The following is a 15,916-nucleotide window of genomic DNA, read 5'->3' as shown; positions in this document are numbered from 1 at the left end:
TGGTGTATCTCTGTGTAACTTTGTGAAAAAAATAAATGAAAACATTAAAAGGTAATAATATTTACATTCGGGCATTAGAACCCAATGATTTGGAATTTATTTACGCTATCGAAAACGACCAAAGCATTTGGGAAGTAAGTAATACAAACACTCCATATAGTAGGTTTCTAGTGAAGCAATACCTTGAAAACGCACATCAAGATATTTACGAAGCTAAGCAGTTGCGTCTTGCTATTTGCCAAGATCAAGATTTTCCCGCCATAGGTTTAATTGATTTATTTGATTTCGATCCAAGGAATAATAGGGCAGGTGTGGGTATTGTAATTCAAAAGAACGAAAACCGAAATCAGAATGTAGGCTCCGAAGCTTTGGAGTTATTAATCGAATATGCATTCTATAATCTAAATTTACATCAATTATATGCAAATATTGGTACCGAAAATGTAGCAAGTACCGCACTTTTTACTAAATTTGGATTTGAAATGATTGGTATAAAAAAAGATTGGACTTTGCATCAGGGATATTACAAAGATGAAGCCATGTACCAGCTTATCAATACTAAATTTTAATTTTTCAAATTAAGATATAAGTATTTTTAAATCAATTAATTACCTTTTTAATAAACTAAAAGCTTAAAAAAATAATACCACCCTATGAATACTAAGAAAATTATTAGCATTGTTTCAGTTGTTTTGATATCTGGACTGATGATCTACGGCATGATTTTATTAAAACAAATTTTCTCTGCCAATACTAAGTTTCCTGAGCAAGAAGTGTACGTTTATGTACCTACAGATTCTAAATATGAAGATGTGAAGAAAATTTTAAGCCCTTACGTAGAAAATCTAGAGCGTTTTGAGCTTGTAGCTTCTAAGCGAGGCTATATTGAAAATGTAATTCCAGGTCGATTTTTACTTACAAAGGGAATGAGCAGCTATGATCTTGTAAAAACCTTACGTTTAAATTCGGCAGTAAAATTAGCTTTCAACAATCAAGAACGAATAGAAAATCTTGCAGGTCGTGTAGGATCTCAAATAGAAGCGGATAGTTTAGTTTTGCTAAATACGTTCAAAGATTCAGTTTTTTTACAAGAAAACGGATTCAATGAGGAAAACATTTTAGCCATGTTTATTCCCAATACTTATGAAATTTATTGGAATACCACAGCCGAAAAGTTTCGAGACAAAATGATTAAAGAGTACCGCAACTTCTGGAACGAAGAGCGTACTGCAAAAGCAAAAGCGCAAGGTCTTACTCCAGTTGAAGCTACAATTTTAGCCTCAATTGTTCACAAAGAGTCGGTAAAAAAAGACGAAAGACCAAGAATTGCAGGAGTATATCTCAACCGATTGAAATTAGAAATGCCTTTACAAGCAGATCCTACGGTGATTTTTGCCATGAAAAAGAAAGCCAATGATTTTAACCAAGTAATCAAAAGAGTTTTTTACAATGACTTGACAATGCCTCATCCTTACAATACGTATATGAATGTGGGACTTCCTCCAGGACCTATTGCTATGCCTGATATTACTGCATTAGAGGCTGTTTTAAATCCAGAAAAAAATGATTTCATTTATTTTTGCGCTAGTGTTGACCGTTTTGGGTATCATGAATTTGCCGCTACATTGCCAGAACATAATGTAAACGCCAAAAAATATTCAGATTGGATTAATAATCAAGGCGTAGTAAGATAGTTGTGAATACTACTTTAAGGTACACGTTTGTTGCTGTGCTGTTTTTTCAAATTGGCTTTTGCCAAAGCAAATTAAACACGTTTTTAAAACCTTCGGATACAATACAAGTGCAAAGGCAAAAAACAGTGTTGATTTCCGAAGCTTTGGTTGCAACAGGAACATTACTTGCTTTGAATCAGTTATGGTATGCCAATTATCCCAAATCTGATTTTCATTTTGTAAATGATAATGCAGAGTGGTTGCAGATGGACAAAGTAGGCCATGTATTTTCATCCTATCAATTGGGTAGTTTTAGTGCTCAAATGCTCAATTGGAGTGGAGCTTCTAAAAAAAATCAACTGATTTATGGTGCAGGATTGGGTTTTGCATTCTTGACCGCTGTTGAGGTAATGGACGGATACTCCGCAGAATGGGGAGCTTCTCTAGGCGATGTTGTTGCTAATGCTACAGGAACAGGCTTGTACGTGTCGCAAGAATTACTGTGGGATGAACAACGTATACTGCCTAAATTTTCTTTTCATACTTCACCTTATGCGCAATACCGTCCAGCGGTGTTAGGGAAATCATTATCAGAACAAATCATAAAGGATTATAACGGACAAACATATTGGCTCTCTATCAATTTACATTCTTTTACTAAAAATTCTAAAATACCAAAATGGTTGAATGTTGCTTTGGGTTATGGTGCCGAAGGAATGGTAACGGGAAATAGCGCTACACTTGCTCCAGATGCGACTTTTAATCCACAACGGTATAGACAGTTTTACTTTAGTTTGGATGTTGACTTGACAAAAATCAAAACAAATTCTCATTTTTTGAAGACGGTTTTCTCGGTTTTTAATACGGTCAAAATTCCTGCACCTACAATAGAGTTCTCGCACTTAAACGGTATTAAATACCACTTAATCTATTTTTAGATAAGTTTAACGTGCTGATTATCAAGATTGCTATTTTTTTTTTGTATCTTTGTGCATAGAAATTTCTCAACGGGACAGCGTTTTGAAGAAAAACAATTTATGATAAAGAAGTGGTATTTTTATGCTAGCCTAACTGTGATTACAGTTTTTTTAAGCTCAGGTTTTAAACCTTTTAATCTAGAAACCAGCCCTTGGTTTCTAATCAACGAAGAAGATGGAACACACTACTTATTTCCATCCGAAGAAGCAAGCGAATACACTAATTTGAATATTCCATTTACAGGAAATTTTTTCATAGGCTTCAAAGAAGCGATCGGGCATCGAGAATCCGAAAGCAAATACAAGAAAATCAATTCACTTGGATATTTAGGTAAATATCAATTTGGTACCGAAACGCTAAAATCTGTTGGTGTAAAGAGTAGTACTACCTTTTTGAATAGTCCTGAATTACAAGAGCGCGCTTTTATTGCACTATTAGCAAAAAATAAGTGGGAATTAAAAAGAGAAATTGAGAAGTACGATGGTACAGTGCTCAATGGAATCCGAATCACCGAATCAGGAATATTAGCTGCTGCTCATTTAGGAGGCGCAGGATCGGTAAAAAAATATTTTAGACACGAAGGCAAGCGCAACTTTAGAGATGCTTACGGTACCTCTATCAGGAGTTATATGAAAATGTTTGGCGGGTATGACACTTCCTTTATTGTTGCAGATAATAATGCAACAGTCCATAATATCTAGTATTTTTTTATTTTCTAAAATAAACTTTAAAATTTTAATTTTTGTTTGTTCAAATTCAATACGGATGTATTGGACGAACTTTTACGAGAAGTAATTATCTTTTACATTCATTGTAAAAACAAAAAAATCACCATTTAGGTGATTTTTTTGTTTTGTAAAAGGTTTATTCAAAACTTTCGAGCAATATTTCAAGTATTTTGATTGCTGCGTCACTTATTTTTGTTCCAGGGCCAAAAACAGCTACCGCGCCAGCATCAAATAAAAATTGATAATCTTGCGCTGGAATTACACCGCCTACAACGACCATAATATCTTCACGACCGTATTTTTTTAATTCGTCAATTACTTGTGGCACTAGCGTTTTGTGTCCAGCAGCTAAGGATGAAACACCTAGAATATGCACATCATTTTCTACGGCTTGTTTGGCAGCTTCTTCAGGTGTTTGAAAAAGCGGACCTATATCCACATCAAATCCCACATCGGCATAGCCTGTTGCTACTACTTTTGCACCTCTGTCATGACCGTCTTGCCCCATCTTTGCAATCATGATTCGAGGGCGACGGCCTTCTTTTACTGCAAATTCGTCGGCAAGTTGTTTTGCTTTTTCAAAACTTTTGTCGTCTTTTATTTCTTTACTATACACACCGCTAAATGATTTTATTTGTGCTTTGTACCTGCCAAAAACGGCTTCAAGTGCATCACTAATTTCTCCAAGTGTAGTTCTATTTCTGGCTGCTTCAACTGCAATTTCAAGTAAATTTCCTTCACCAGTTTGTGCGCAAAGGATCAGTTTTTTTAGTGAATCTTGTACTTTTTGGGTATCTCTAGACGCTTTAATTCGATCTAGTTGTTCTAGTTGCTGCTTGCGAACCATTTGATTATCTACATCAAGAATCTGTAGTGGATCTTCCTTTTCTAATCGATATTGATTTACACCTACAATAATATCTTGTCCGCTGTCTATTCTAGCTTGTTTTCTTGCGGCTGCTTCTTCAATACGTAATTTTGGGATACCAGATTCAATAGCTTTGGTCATTCCGCCAAGTTCTTCAACTTCTTCGATTAATTTCCATGCGTTTTCGGCAATTTCATTCGTCAAACTCTCTACATAATAACTGCCAGCCCATGGATCTACTGTCTTTGTAATTTTAGTTTCTTCTTGAAGATATAGCTGAGTATTTCTTGCAATCCTAGCTGAGAAATCTGTTGGCAATGCAATGGCTTCATCAAGTGCATTGGTATGTAAAGATTGTGTACCACCAAAAGCGGCAGCAGCAGCTTCTATACAAGTTCTTGCTACATTATTAAATGGATCTTGCTCGGTTAAACTCCATCCTGATGTTTGACAATGCGTTCGTAACGCCAAAGACTTATCATCTTTTGGTTCAAACTGTTTGACTAATTTAGCCCAGATCATTCTACCGGCACGCATTTTTGCAATTTCCATAAAATGATTCATTCCAATTGCCCAGAAAAAGGACAAACGCGGAGCAAATTCATCTATTTTCATTCCTGTGGCTAATCCAGTTCTGATGTATTCCAATCCATCAGCTAGTGTATACGCTAATTCAATATCGGCTGTAGCTCCAGCTTCTTGCATGTGGTATCCAGAAATTGAAATGGAATTGAACTTAGGCATGTTTTTGCTGGTATACTCAAAGATATCAGCAATTATTTTCATCGAAGGTGTAGGGGGATAAATATAGGTATTACGCACCATGAACTCCTTTAGAATATCATTTTGTATAGTTCCAGAGAGTAGTTCTGCTTTAACTCCTTGCTCTTCTGCAGCTACAATATAAAAAGCCATTATAGGTAAAACAGCACCATTCATAGTCATGGATACTGACATTTCATCAAGAGGGATTTGGTCAAAAAGAACCTTCATATCCTCAACGGAATCTATAGCGACTCCTGCCTTTCCTACATCGCCTACCACACGTTCGTGATCTGAATCGTATCCTCGATGGGTAGGTAAGTCAAAAGCTACTGAAAGTCCTTTTTGTCCTGCAGCTAAGTTTCTGCGGTAAAAAGCATTACTTTCTTCGGCTGTAGAAAATCCAGCATATTGTCTTACTGTCCAAGGACGGCGAACATACATGGTTGCGTAGGGTCCACGTAAATTTGGTGCAAAACCAGCCCCAAAATCAAGATGTGTGAGCTTTTCAATATCTTGCTGTGTGTATGTTGGTTTTAGTTCGATTCCCTCTGCAGTTAGAAATGCATCAGCAGAAGAATTTACATTCACCACTGTTATTGGGTCGCTCTCTAATTTTATATGTTGTAAATCTTTTCTTTTCATTTGTAATGTACCAAATTATAGGAATGCTGTTGATTTATAAAGTTCGTTATCCTTTTATTCAAGGTCTAATCGTTCCTGTTCTACTTTTTCTGCCAAACGTTTTTCAATGATGGGTGTAATCAATGTTTTTCTTGGCTTTACTTTTACAAAAGGAAATAACTCTAAATCATGTTTCATTTTATCCTGTTTGTTAGGATGTTTGTTAGTTCCTAACAAAATTTCTTTACCAGAATCAAATAATTCTTGTGCTACATCTGCGCTTTCTTGAATTTTTCTTTTTATGGTTCCTTCATTTAGTTGTTTTAAGAAACCACCATTTGCCTCAATATCTTTAAATAGTGCTAAGGCTTTTTCTGCAAGCTGTTGCGTTAGATTTTCAATGTAATAACTGCCATCGGCGGGGTTGTTTACTTTGTCAAAATAACTTTCTTTTTTAAGAATAAGCAACTGGTTACGGGCTATTCTATCTCCAAATTCATTGTCTTTGTGATATAAAGCGTCATAAGGTAGATTGGCTATTGCATCTGCGCCACCTAGGATAGCACTCATACATTCGGTAGTGGTGCGCAACATATTTACGTTATAATCATACAAAGTTTTATTTCTTTTGGTAGGAAAAGCAATAATGTTACACGGTAGTGCGTGGTTGTATTCTTTAGCAATTAAGTTAAAAAGGATACGTAGCGCACGTAGTTTTGCAATTTCAAAGAAATAGTTAGTCCCAACAGCTATTTCAAAAACAATAGGTGTTGAAATTGATTCCACACGATTAAAATACTCATTTACATGACCTAAACTATATGCAATTTGCTGCACAATTGTAGCGCCAGCATTTTGATACAATGCGCCGTTTACGCTAATAAAAGAAACCGAGTTCGTGGATGACGCTATAGTGTTCAAACTATCAAAATTACTTTTTTCTGGCGTTGAAAACCAATTTCCATCTTTAGCAAGTTGGCCTATTGGATCTAGATTACAAAAGATAGTAACGTTGTTTTTCTTAGCAAAATCCTCTATTTTTTTTACGAAATCGATTGAAAAAAATCCTAGGTTAAAATAAACGGTAATCCCTTGAAGAGTAATTTTTTCTAGTAAAAGAGTGATGTCTACAGTTTCGTCTTCAATAGTAAACCTCAAGCTGTCAGCACCTCTATTTAATGCATCTTGAGCTCTTTCAATAGATTTTGATACATCAAAAACAAATATATTTTGACAAATTTTGAATTCAGTAGCTTTTGTTCCACTGTTTAATGCAGGACTAGTTTCGTCTTTATGGTAAAAAGGCTTTACCATAATATCCTCTGGGGAGTTCCAAACTAATGTTTCGTTATAATCCGCTCCTTTGAGTTCGTATTGGATTTTTTGTTTCCATTGTTTGGAAGAAACAGGATCAAAATCTTCAAAAAGGTTTGTATTCATCTTTTTTATAGTTTTCAGCATCTTTATCCCTAAAAAAAGGACACCGATTTATGTTGTTTTATTGGGCTGTTAGCGTATGTAATAATCCTTAAGCAATGCGAAATCAGAAATAGAATTTTACTTTTTTAAAGTATCGTTTTCAAATTCTATGATGTAAATGTCTTCGCTATCTTTTTTCATGTAATATTTTTCCCGAGCGTATTTTTCTATTTGTTCGGAATTTTTCAATTGCTTGATATTTTCTTTGTCTTTCTTAATTTCCTCTTTATAATAACTAGCATTTTCTTCTAGATCTTGTATTTGCTCATCTAAAATTCGATGGTTAAAATAGGAGTAATTGTCCAAAAAAATCATCCAGATACAAAAAAACAATAAAACCCAGACGTATTTATTACTCAAAAACGTAAGCCAAGGTTTGTTTGTAAATTTGTTTTTCATTTTCTTTTAAATACAATTAGGTATTCGATTTTTATTTTTTATAAAGATACATCAATTTATGAAATCCTTTGATTTATTACTGCTCTAACCACATCAATAGCAACGGTATTGTATTTATCGTTTGGAATGATAATATCAGCAAAAGCTTTTGTAGGTTCAATAAATTGCTCATGCATTGGCTTTAATGTATTTTGATAACGGTTGATAACCTCGTTCATGTCTCGGCCGCGTTCTGCAATATCACGTTTCATCCTACGAATTAAGCGCTCGTCTGAGTCTGCATGAACGTATATTTTTACATCAAATAATTCTCTTAACTCAGGATTTGCCAGGATAAGAATTCCTTCAACAATCATCACTTTTCTAGGGTGTGTAAAAACAGTATCGTCTGTTCTATTGTGTGTTACAAAAGAATATACAGGTTGGTGAATGTTGTTTCCAGCTTTTAATTCTTTTAAATGGGATACTAATAGTGGAAAATCAATGGCTCTAGGATGGTCAAAGTTGATTAAGGCTCTTTCATCAAATGAGAGTCCGTGGTTTTCTTTGTAGTAAGAATCTTGAGAGATAATGCCTACCTCTGTTTGCGGTAACTCATTCATAATTTGATGTACAACAGTTGTTTTTCCGCTACCAGTTCCTCCAGCAATTCCTATAATTAGCATATGTGTATTATTATGTTTTTATTGTGGCAAAAATAGGAATTTTAATGGGGTAGTTTTTCATTTTTCGAATAAAAATTAGTTCAACAGCATGCTTTTTTTGTCCTTTATGCGATCAGATTTAGTATCTTTAATATTTAAATTCAGAACCCATCGTGTATACACAAATTAACTCCAATATCACTCGTTATGTTTCTTTCAGTTCAAGTGAGTTAGAAATTTTTAATTCACTTTTGACTTATAAAGAGGTGCCCAAAAAAACCATGTTGTTGCAAGAAGGGGAGATCTGTAATTTTGAAATTTTTGTAATCAAAGGCTGTGTTCGCAAGTATTATATTGATGCCAATGGATTTGAAGTCATTTTACAATTTGCCATAGAAAATGCTTGGGTGAGCGATAGTTCATTTAGTATTTATGAAAATAAACCGAGTCGCGTTTTTATAGAAACTCTGGAAGATTGTGAGTTCTTCGTCTTTAACCCAGAAACCAAAGAAGAGCTATTTGCGAAAGCACCACGGTTTGAACGTGCTTTTAGGATTTTAATGCAGCGCAGCCTTGCTGTAACTCAGGAGCGTTTATTTCAAACTATTTCAAGATCGGCCACCGAAAAATACCAAGAATTCACAGCACAATATCCCACTCTCTCGCAACGTGTGGCACAACATTATATTGCCTCCTATTTGGGCATTTCGGCTGAATTTTTAAGCAAAATAAGAACAAAAATGGCTAAGAAATAATGTAGAAAATTGTTTTTCTTGTCCTAGTTCAATGTCCTAGTTTCTTTTTTGTTGCAATTTTGTACTCTAATATTAAAACAAGAAATCATGGAAAATACAACGATACCTCAAGAAAATGCACTAACTCATTATGAACTACACAAAGCGAACACTCGTGGGCACGCTAATCATGGCTGGTTAGAGTCCTATCACACTTTTAGTTTTGCAAATTACCACAACAAAGACCGAATGAATTTTGGAGTTTTACGTGTATTAAATGATGATAGAGTGAATCAAGGTATGGGTTTTGGGAAACATCCGCATGATAATATGGAAATAATATCCATTCCTCTCGAAGGAGATCTAGAACATCAAGACAGCATGGGGAATACAACTGTGATAAAAGAAGGTGATATTCAGGTGATGAGTGCTGGTACCGGAATTTTTCATAGTGAATATAATAAAAACAAAGATCAACTAGTTAAATTTTTACAAATTTGGATTTATCCAAATAAAAAGAATGTTACCCCGCGTTATGACCAAGTTACTTTGGATTTAAACGACCGACACAACAAATTACAACAAATTTTATCTCCTTATCCAGATGATGCTGGCGTATGGATTCATCAAGATGCTTGGTTTCACATTGGTAAGTTTGATAACATGCATACAGCTAATTACCAATTGAAGAAATCTGGAAATGGCGTTTATGCTTTTATTTTGAAAGGTGATTTTACAATTGGTGGTGTTTCTTTAAATGAAAGAGATGGTTTAGGAATATGGGATACTAATTCTTTTGAAATTACGTCAAACAGTGATGGTGCCGAAATTTTATTGATGGAAGTACCCATGCAACTTTAAATTATGAACAATCTATTAATTTTTAAATAAATCAATTATGGCTACAATTAAATGGGCAATTGACCCAACACACTCTGAAATAGGGTTTAAAGTAAAACACATGATGTTTACAAATGTTTCTGGTAAATTTTTAACTTTTGATGCTACCATCGAAACAGAGAATGAAAGTTTCGAGAATGCTAAAATTAATTTCACAGGAGCTGTAGCTTCAGTAAATACAAGTAATGCCGATAGAGACAAGCATTTGCAAAGTGCTGATTTTTTTGATGCTGAGCAATTTCCAGAAATTGCTTTCCAAGCGACTTCTTTTACACAAAAAAGCGGTTCTGATTATGAATTGGTAGGCGATTTGTCTTTACATGGCGTAACAAAACCAATTACTTTAGCTGCTGATTTTGGAGGAATAATGCAAGATCCTTGGGGTAATACCAAAGTAGCTTTTGCTTTAGAAGGTAAAATTAGCCGCAAAGATTGGGGATTGACTTGGAATTCAGCTCTTGAAACAGGTGGTGTTCTTGTAAGTGATGAGGTTCGTTTGGCAATCGAATTGCAATTCGTAAAACAATAAACTCTATTTTTAAAAAGTAAGTCGTTGTTTGTTGAGGCTTTCGCCGAAGTAATGTATACCAATACCATGAAAAAAGTCAATATTTTATACATAGGAAGACATCTTGAAATATTGCAAACAGTAATTCGTTTGATCAATAAGCAAGATAATTGGCATGCTCAAGGCGTATTAAAAGATGATGAAGCCAAAGCAATTTTTGCAGAATCTAATTTTGATATTGTTTTGTTGGGATGTGGAATTTTAGAACAAGAAGAAGAATCTTTACGCTCTTTTTTTGAAAAACAGCAACCTCATTGCCGAATCGTACAACATTATGGAGGCGGTAGCGGATTACTTACTAGCGAAATCTTACTAGCTTTAGAATAATTATTTTGTAAATATAAAAGGCAAAACAAACAAGTGTTACACTTGGTTATTTTGCCTTTTTTTATGTCACTAGACTCGTGTTTATTTATTTTTTTTGGCTTTGATCATCATTTCTAGTTGATCCCAAAGTTCCTCTGGAATTGCCTCAAGTAAATTAAATTGTCCAGCTCCTTTAAGCCATTCGCCACCATCAATAGTAATTACATCTCCGTTGATATAGGCTGAAAAATCAGATACTAAATAAGCTGCAAGATTAGCTAATTCTTGGTGATCACCCACACGTTTTAAAGGCACTTTTTTCGCCATATCAAATTTTTCGGCTAAGTCTCCTGGAAGTAATCGGTCCCAAGCTCCTTTTGTTGGGAACGGTCCTGGCGCAATAGCATTAGTACGAATACCATATTTAGCCCACTCTACAGCTAAACTTCTTGTCATGGCTAACACTCCCGCTTTTGCAGTAGCACTAGGTACTACATACGCTGATCCTGTCCAAGCATAAGTGGTTACAATATTTAAAACAGTCGATGAGGCTTGTTTGGTATCGATCCAATGTTTTCCAAAAGCCAACGTACAGTTTTTAGTTCCTTTAAGTACAATATCAATAACAGTATCAAATGCATTTGACGACAGTCGTTCTGTAGGGGAAATAAAATTTCCAGCAGCATTATTAAGTAAGACGTCTACTTTTCCAAAGGTTTTTAAAACTTCTTGAAGCATATTTTCTACTTCTTCATAATGACGTACGTCACACTGAATAGGCAAACAAGTCCCACCTGTCTCTTGCTCAAGCTCAGCAGCTGTGTTTTTTAATTTCTCAATATCTCTAGAGGAAATAGCAACTTTTGCCCCTAATTCTAGGAAATATTTAGTCATTGCTTTACCCAATCCACTACCACCTCCAGTTACAACTATAACTTTTCCTTGAAGCGCATCGTCGCGTAACATTTTATCTGTATAACTCATATCTTGATGTTTTTTAATGTAAATATAATAAAATAAAAATAGTATGCATGCATAATAAAAAGAAATACTCAGAAATAGTTAAACTTTACACAATCGTAAAGCAGCCTCTTTAAGTGTATTGTTGTCCTTGGCAAAACAAAAACGAATGAGTTTTAAATCTCTACCATCAGCATAAAAGGTCGATATAGGGATTGCAGCAACACCATGTTCAAGGATCAATCGTTTGCAAAAATCAACATCATTTTCCTGAGATATCTTGGCGTAAGAAGCTACCTGAAAGTATGTTCCTTCACAGGACAGCAGGTCAAATCTGCTAGAAATAAGCAGTTCTTTAAAATAATCTCGCTTTGCTTGGTATTGTTTTTTAATTTCAGAAAGATCTACGATATCAATGTATTCGCTAATGGCCACTTGGCTTATGCTATTCACACTAAAAACAAGGAACTGATGTACTTTTTTAATTTCAATCATCAATGCTTCGGGAGCTACAACATATCCTATTTTCCAGCCTGTGATGTGAAAGGATTTACCAAAAGAGGAAATCATGACACAGCGATTCCGAATTTTTTTTCTAGTGTGCGCTGATATATGTTTGTCTTCAAATGTGATGTATTCATACACTTCATCTGAAAGTAAGATGATGTTAGGATGTTTTTCCAAAATAGCTTCAAGACATTCAATGTCCTCATTACTCAATATTTTTCCGGTAGGATTGTGCGGATTTGTAATAATTATCATTCTGGTTTTTGAGGTACAAGCAGTCGCAATTCGCTCCCAATTAGGAGTATAATCATCATGAAGCGGAATCCTAACGGGTGTAGCTTGACTTAGCAACACCGGAGCCTCATAACAATCATAACTGGGATCTAGAATAATCACTTCGTCGCCACTATTCACCAGAGCCATTATAGTAGTAAAAATCCCTTGAGTAGCGCCCGCTGTCACTAGGATTTCAGTTTCAGGATTCAAAATTCTGTCGTAAGAACGCTCTACCAACTTAGAAATTTGATGCAGTAACGGAGGATATCCCGCCATGGGTGTATATTGATGCACATTTTCTTGGGACAAACGCGCCATAATAGCAGTCAACTTTTCATCTACAGGAAAGTTTGGGAAGCCCTGCGAAAGATTTATTGCTTGGTGTTCCGCTGCCATTTTAGACATTATCGAAAAAATACTTGTTTTTACATCCGGAAGTTTACTCATGAAATAGTCAATTAAAACACGTTAAAAATAAGGATTTAATACATACCATGAGTGCTATCAATCAAAAAAAGGGATTACTATATTATGCAGCGTTGCTTTCCTTTGGGCGTGACCCTACAAAAAAAGGGGCTTTATCACCGTAATAGTGACAAAGCCCCTTTTTTTGTAGCGTCGGGCTATACGCAGTACTTCGGTACTTGCTGCTATCCCTCACGCAACCCAACTTACATTTTATGAATGATAAAAATAGTAGGTCGTTTATGTAAATCAACAGTCTCTTTTTTCCAAGCTGCTATTTTTTTTGTCTTAATATATTCAGTAGGTAAGGTAATATCAGTTGCTATACACAAGTGTGTCTCTGGATGCAATATCTGAATTAAGTCTTCCAGTAACTTATTATTTCTATAAGGAGTTTCAATAAAAATCTGAGACTGATTTTTTTCAAATGAGATTCTCTCTAAGGTTTTTAAACTGGATTTTTTTTCGTCTTTCTCTATGGGTAAATAACCATGAAAAGTAAAACTTTGACCATTCATTCCAGATGCCATCATTGCTAGTAATATTGAGGATGGTCCTACTAATGGAACTACTTGTATGCCTTTTTCATGTGCTAGTTTTACAATCACGGCACCAGGATCGGCCACACCAGGACAGCCGGCTTCGCTCATAAGTCCCATGTTATGGCCTTCAAGCAAAGGTTTTATAAACTCAAGATGCTCTTTAGTTTCAGTATGTTTGTTTAAAACATAAAGTGTAAGATCAGCTTGCTTTTTTTCTGGACATACTAATTTGATTGATTTTCTTGCTGTTTTGTCATTTTCAACAATATAATGGTCTAGTAGTTCTATGCTTCTTTTTATAGTTTGCGGAAAAACATCCATAGGATCACATTCACCCATTGTTGTAGGGATTAAATAAAGTTTGCCTAGAGAAGTTTTACTGTTCATATACTGTAATTTTAAGTCTTGAATGATTACTTTTTAGAAAACTAAATTGCATCAATATAATTAGGAATGTTGTTTTTTTAGTTTGTCTGCAATGATGTCGCAAACTTCGTTTAGCATGTTAAAAACCAATTCAAATCCATTCGATAATCCATAATAGGGATCAGGAACATCTACATTTTCACCTGGGAATAGTTCATTCAAGATCATTTTTACCTTTTTTTGATGCTCAGGAGTTGGTGCAAGTTGCATAACGTCATCATAATTTGAACTGTCCATCACGTAGATGTAATCATAGGTTTCAAAGTCCTTTTTACTGAAATGTTTTCCTTTTTGATGAGAAATATGTATGTTGTTTTTTTTTGCAACGGCAATCGAACGTTCATCAGGTGATTTACCCACGTGCCAAGAACCGGTACCAGCTGAGTCTACAATAAACTTTTCAGGTTCAAGTTTAGAGGCTAATATTCCCTCAGCCAATGGTGACCGACAGATATTACCCAAACAAACCATGAGAATTTTAGTAGGCATGAACTATTTACAACGTTAATTTTTTATTGATATCGTCAACAAATTTTTTGAATTGTTTGTCAGTAGCAACAAGATTATCAACTGTTTTGCAAGCATGTAAAACGGTAGCATGATCGCGATCACCTATCTGTGAACCAATATTAGCTAGTGAAGCTTTGGTGAACTTTTTGGCAAAAAACATAGCTAGTTGACGGGCTTGTACCACATGTCTTTTTCTAGTTTTTGATTGTAAAGTCTCTAAATCTAATTGAAAGTAATCTGAAACTATTTTTTGGATGTAATCAATTGAAATTTCACGTTTTACATTTTTAACGAATTTTTCAACTACACTTTTCGCTAGGTCAAGAGTAACTTCTTTTTTATTGAATGAGGATTGTGCTATCAATGAAATGATGGCACCTTCTAGCTCCCTAACATTTGATTTGATATTTCTAGCTACGTACTCAATGATATCTTCAGGGATTTCAACTCCGTCTCTATACAATATGTTTTTTAAGATAGAAATTCTAGTTTCATAATCGGGTTGGTGAATTTCTGCAGACAATCCCCATTTGAATCTCGAAAGCAAACGCTGTTCAATGTCTTGCATGTCAACAGGAGCTTTGTCAGATGTTAGAATTACCTGTTTCCCGTTTTGATGCAAGTAGTTGAATATGTGGAAAAACACATCCTGAGTACCTGATTTACCAGAAAGGAATTGAACATCATCAATGATTAAAACATCAATCAATTGATAAAAATGGATAAAGTCGTTACGGTTATTTTTTTTAACCGAGTCAATATATTGCTGCGTAAATATCTCGGCAGAAATATACAAAACAGTTTTCTCTGGATATTTATCTTTTATTTCTACACCTATTGCATGTGCAAGGTGAGTTTTACCTAGTCCTACACCTCCAAAGATTAGTAAAGGATTAAATGATGTTCCACCCGGTTTATTGGCCACAGCCATACCTGCAGAACGTGCTAATCTATTAGAATCTCCTTCAAGAAAATTATCAAAGCTATAATTGGCGTTAAGCTGTGATTCAATCTTAAGATTTCGAATACCAGGAATTACAAAAGGATTTTTGAGCTCTGGGTTTAAGTTTTTAAACGGAGCATCAACTTCCTGAGGTTTCATGGGAACTCTATTGGCACTTGGCAACTGTTCTGTAAACGGTTGTTTGTTGCCATAGGTGTTTTCCATTCTAATTTTATAAAGTAACTTAGCGTTTTTTCCAAGTTCTTTAGTCAAGGCAACTTTTAAAAGTTTTACATAGTGTTCCTCTAGCCATTCGTAGAAAAATTTACTAGGTACTTGAATATATAATGCATTATCGGTAAGTTCAACTGATTTGATTGGTTCAAACCAAGTTTTATAGGCTTGGTCTTGGATGTTGTCTTTTATGAAAGACAAACAGTTTTCCCATACTGATTGAGCAGTTTTGTTCATATATTCTAAATAAATTGTTTTTTATTTGTAATTTTTAGATTACTAAAAAAAAGATGTTTTGTTACTTATTATTGGGGTAACAAATATGTGAACAAATTTCTGTAAAAAAAAATATATAGGGTTATAATTTTCCCTATTATTGTTGTAAGGCAC

17 protein-coding genes are annotated in these 15,916 nt (G+C 34.8%); 8 read left to right on the top strand and 9 right to left on the bottom strand.

Features of this window, described 5'->3' with window-relative positions:
* Positions 1 to 35 precede the first annotated feature (35 nt).
* The 4 genes from K5V07_RS11640 to K5V07_RS11625 all read left to right on the top strand — a co-directional run bounded on the left by K5V07_RS11640 (position 36) and on the right by K5V07_RS11625 (position 3,352).
* A complete protein-coding gene (locus tag K5V07_RS11640) occupies positions 36 to 569 on the top strand; it encodes a GNAT family N-acetyltransferase (RefSeq protein WP_221917604.1) in 534 nt (177 codons plus the stop codon).
* Between the two features lie 84 nt (positions 570 to 653).
* A complete protein-coding gene (mltG, locus tag K5V07_RS11635) occupies positions 654 to 1,694 on the top strand; it encodes an endolytic transglycosylase MltG (protein WP_221917603.1) in 1,041 nt (346 codons plus the stop codon).
* A 2-nt stretch (positions 1,695 to 1,696) separates the two neighbouring features.
* Positions 1,697 to 2,611, top strand: coding sequence for a DUF2279 domain-containing protein (locus K5V07_RS11630; protein WP_221917602.1), 915 nt, complete (start codon positions 1,697 to 1,699; stop codon positions 2,609 to 2,611).
* Positions 2,612 to 2,710: 99 nt separating this feature from the next.
* Positions 2,711 to 3,352 (top strand): peptidoglycan-binding protein LysM, encoded by a 642-nt coding sequence (locus tag K5V07_RS11625; protein WP_144889072.1) that lies wholly within the window; start codon positions 2,711 to 2,713, stop codon positions 3,350 to 3,352.
* 163 nt (positions 3,353 to 3,515) lie between these two features.
* Here the strand turns inward: K5V07_RS11625 and scpA are convergent, their stop codons facing one another.
* From scpA to udk, 4 genes are all read right to left on the bottom strand, one after another.
* Positions 3,516 to 5,654: a methylmalonyl-CoA mutase gene (gene scpA / locus K5V07_RS11620; RefSeq protein ID WP_221917601.1), complete on the bottom strand. Its 2,139-nt coding sequence runs from the start codon at positions 5,652 to 5,654 to the stop codon at positions 3,516 to 3,518.
* A gap of 54 nt (positions 5,655 to 5,708) precedes the next feature.
* Positions 5,709 to 7,073 (bottom strand): methylmalonyl-CoA mutase subunit beta, encoded by a 1,365-nt coding sequence (locus tag K5V07_RS11615; protein ID WP_221917600.1) that lies wholly within the window; start codon positions 7,071 to 7,073, stop codon positions 5,709 to 5,711.
* Positions 7,074 to 7,190: 117 nt separating this feature from the next.
* Positions 7,191 to 7,511 (bottom strand): septum formation initiator family protein, encoded by a 321-nt coding sequence (locus tag K5V07_RS11610; protein WP_221917599.1) that lies wholly within the window; start codon positions 7,509 to 7,511, stop codon positions 7,191 to 7,193.
* Between the two features lie 56 nt (positions 7,512 to 7,567).
* A complete protein-coding gene (udk, locus tag K5V07_RS11605) occupies positions 7,568 to 8,176 on the bottom strand; it encodes a uridine kinase (RefSeq protein WP_086454257.1) in 609 nt (202 codons plus the stop codon).
* Positions 8,177 to 8,328: 152 nt separating this feature from the next.
* On the opposite strand from udk, the gene K5V07_RS11600 reads away from it, so the two are divergent.
* From K5V07_RS11600 to K5V07_RS11585, 4 genes are all read left to right on the top strand, one after another.
* Positions 8,329 to 8,910, top strand: coding sequence for a Crp/Fnr family transcriptional regulator (locus K5V07_RS11600; protein ID WP_144889068.1), 582 nt, complete (start codon positions 8,329 to 8,331; stop codon positions 8,908 to 8,910).
* Positions 8,911 to 8,997: 87 nt separating this feature from the next.
* Complete coding sequence (locus K5V07_RS11595) at positions 8,998 to 9,750, top strand: pirin family protein (RefSeq protein ID WP_221917598.1); 753 nt, start codon at positions 8,998 to 9,000, stop codon at positions 9,748 to 9,750.
* Between the two features lie 37 nt (positions 9,751 to 9,787).
* Positions 9,788 to 10,318, top strand: a complete 531-nt coding sequence (locus K5V07_RS11590; protein WP_221917597.1) for a YceI family protein — start codon at positions 9,788 to 9,790, stop codon at positions 10,316 to 10,318.
* 66 nt (positions 10,319 to 10,384) lie between these two features.
* Positions 10,385 to 10,684, top strand: a complete 300-nt coding sequence (locus K5V07_RS11585; RefSeq protein ID WP_182648687.1) for a hypothetical protein — start codon at positions 10,385 to 10,387, stop codon at positions 10,682 to 10,684.
* A gap of 81 nt (positions 10,685 to 10,765) precedes the next feature.
* On the opposite strand, the gene K5V07_RS11580 is transcribed toward K5V07_RS11585, so the two are convergent.
* The 5 genes from K5V07_RS11580 to dnaA all read right to left on the bottom strand — a co-directional run bounded on the left by K5V07_RS11580 (position 10,766) and on the right by dnaA (position 15,763).
* Positions 10,766 to 11,647 carry an SDR family oxidoreductase gene (locus K5V07_RS11580; protein ID WP_176330725.1) on the bottom strand — a complete coding sequence of 294 codons (882 nt, stop codon included), beginning with the start codon at positions 11,645 to 11,647 and terminating at the stop codon, positions 10,766 to 10,768.
* A 78-nt stretch (positions 11,648 to 11,725) separates the two neighbouring features.
* Positions 11,726 to 12,853: a methionine aminotransferase gene (locus K5V07_RS11575; protein WP_221917596.1), complete on the bottom strand. Its 1,128-nt coding sequence runs from the start codon at positions 12,851 to 12,853 to the stop codon at positions 11,726 to 11,728.
* Between the two features lie 224 nt (positions 12,854 to 13,077).
* The gene (locus K5V07_RS11570) at positions 13,078 to 13,800 is read right to left on the bottom strand and encodes an SAM-dependent methyltransferase (protein ID WP_158728692.1); all 723 of its coding nucleotides are present in this window, start codon (positions 13,798 to 13,800) and stop codon (positions 13,078 to 13,080) included.
* A 60-nt stretch (positions 13,801 to 13,860) separates the two neighbouring features.
* On the bottom strand, positions 13,861 to 14,328 hold the full coding sequence (locus tag K5V07_RS11565) for a low molecular weight protein-tyrosine-phosphatase (RefSeq protein WP_221917595.1): 468 nt from the start codon (positions 14,326 to 14,328) through the stop codon (positions 13,861 to 13,863).
* A 7-nt stretch (positions 14,329 to 14,335) separates the two neighbouring features.
* Positions 14,336 to 15,763, bottom strand: a complete 1,428-nt coding sequence (gene dnaA, locus K5V07_RS11560) for a chromosomal replication initiator protein DnaA (protein ID WP_144889062.1) — start codon at positions 15,761 to 15,763, stop codon at positions 14,336 to 14,338.
* Positions 15,764 to 15,916 lie beyond the last annotated feature (153 nt).

Source organism: Flavobacterium sp. CHNK8, from assembly GCF_019774515.1.
In the GTDB taxonomy this organism is placed as follows: Bacteria; Bacteroidota; Bacteroidia; order Flavobacteriales; family Flavobacteriaceae; genus Flavobacterium; species Flavobacterium tiangeerense.
The sequence above is the reverse complement of the archived record's forward strand: the minus strand, read 5'-3'. Positions and strand labels throughout refer to the sequence as shown.

Coding starts and splice junctions, on each gene's coding strand:
- K5V07_RS11640 (WP_221917604.1), top strand. CDS start 36: ATGAAAACATTAAAAGGTAATAATATTTACATTCGGGCATTAGAACCC.
- mltG (WP_221917603.1), top strand. CDS start 654: ATGAATACTAAGAAAATTATTAGCATTGTTTCAGTTGTTTTGATATCT.
- K5V07_RS11625 (WP_144889072.1), top strand. CDS start 2,711: ATGATAAAGAAGTGGTATTTTTATGCTAGCCTAACTGTGATTACAGTT.
- scpA (WP_221917601.1), bottom strand. CDS start 5,654: ATGAAAAGAAAAGATTTACAACATATAAAATTAGAGAGCGACCCAATA.
- K5V07_RS11615 (WP_221917600.1), bottom strand. CDS start 7,073: ATGAATACAAACCTTTTTGAAGATTTTGATCCTGTTTCTTCCAAACAA.
- K5V07_RS11610 (WP_221917599.1), bottom strand. CDS start 7,511: ATGAAAAACAAATTTACAAACAAACCTTGGCTTACGTTTTTGAGTAAT.
- udk (WP_086454257.1), bottom strand. CDS start 8,176: ATGCTAATTATAGGAATTGCTGGAGGAACTGGTAGCGGAAAAACAACT.
- K5V07_RS11595 (WP_221917598.1), top strand. CDS start 8,998: ATGGAAAATACAACGATACCTCAAGAAAATGCACTAACTCATTATGAA.
- K5V07_RS11590 (WP_221917597.1), top strand. CDS start 9,788: ATGGCTACAATTAAATGGGCAATTGACCCAACACACTCTGAAATAGGG.
- K5V07_RS11585 (WP_182648687.1), top strand. CDS start 10,385: ATGAAAAAAGTCAATATTTTATACATAGGAAGACATCTTGAAATATTG.
- K5V07_RS11580 (WP_176330725.1), bottom strand. CDS start 11,647: ATGAGTTATACAGATAAAATGTTACGCGACGATGCGCTTCAAGGAAAA.
- K5V07_RS11575 (WP_221917596.1), bottom strand. CDS start 12,853: ATGAGTAAACTTCCGGATGTAAAAACAAGTATTTTTTCGATAATGTCT.
- K5V07_RS11570 (WP_158728692.1), bottom strand. CDS start 13,800: ATGAACAGTAAAACTTCTCTAGGCAAACTTTATTTAATCCCTACAACA.
- K5V07_RS11565 (WP_221917595.1), bottom strand. CDS start 14,328: ATGCCTACTAAAATTCTCATGGTTTGTTTGGGTAATATCTGTCGGTCA.
- dnaA (WP_144889062.1), bottom strand. CDS start 15,763: ATGAACAAAACTGCTCAATCAGTATGGGAAAACTGTTTGTCTTTCATA.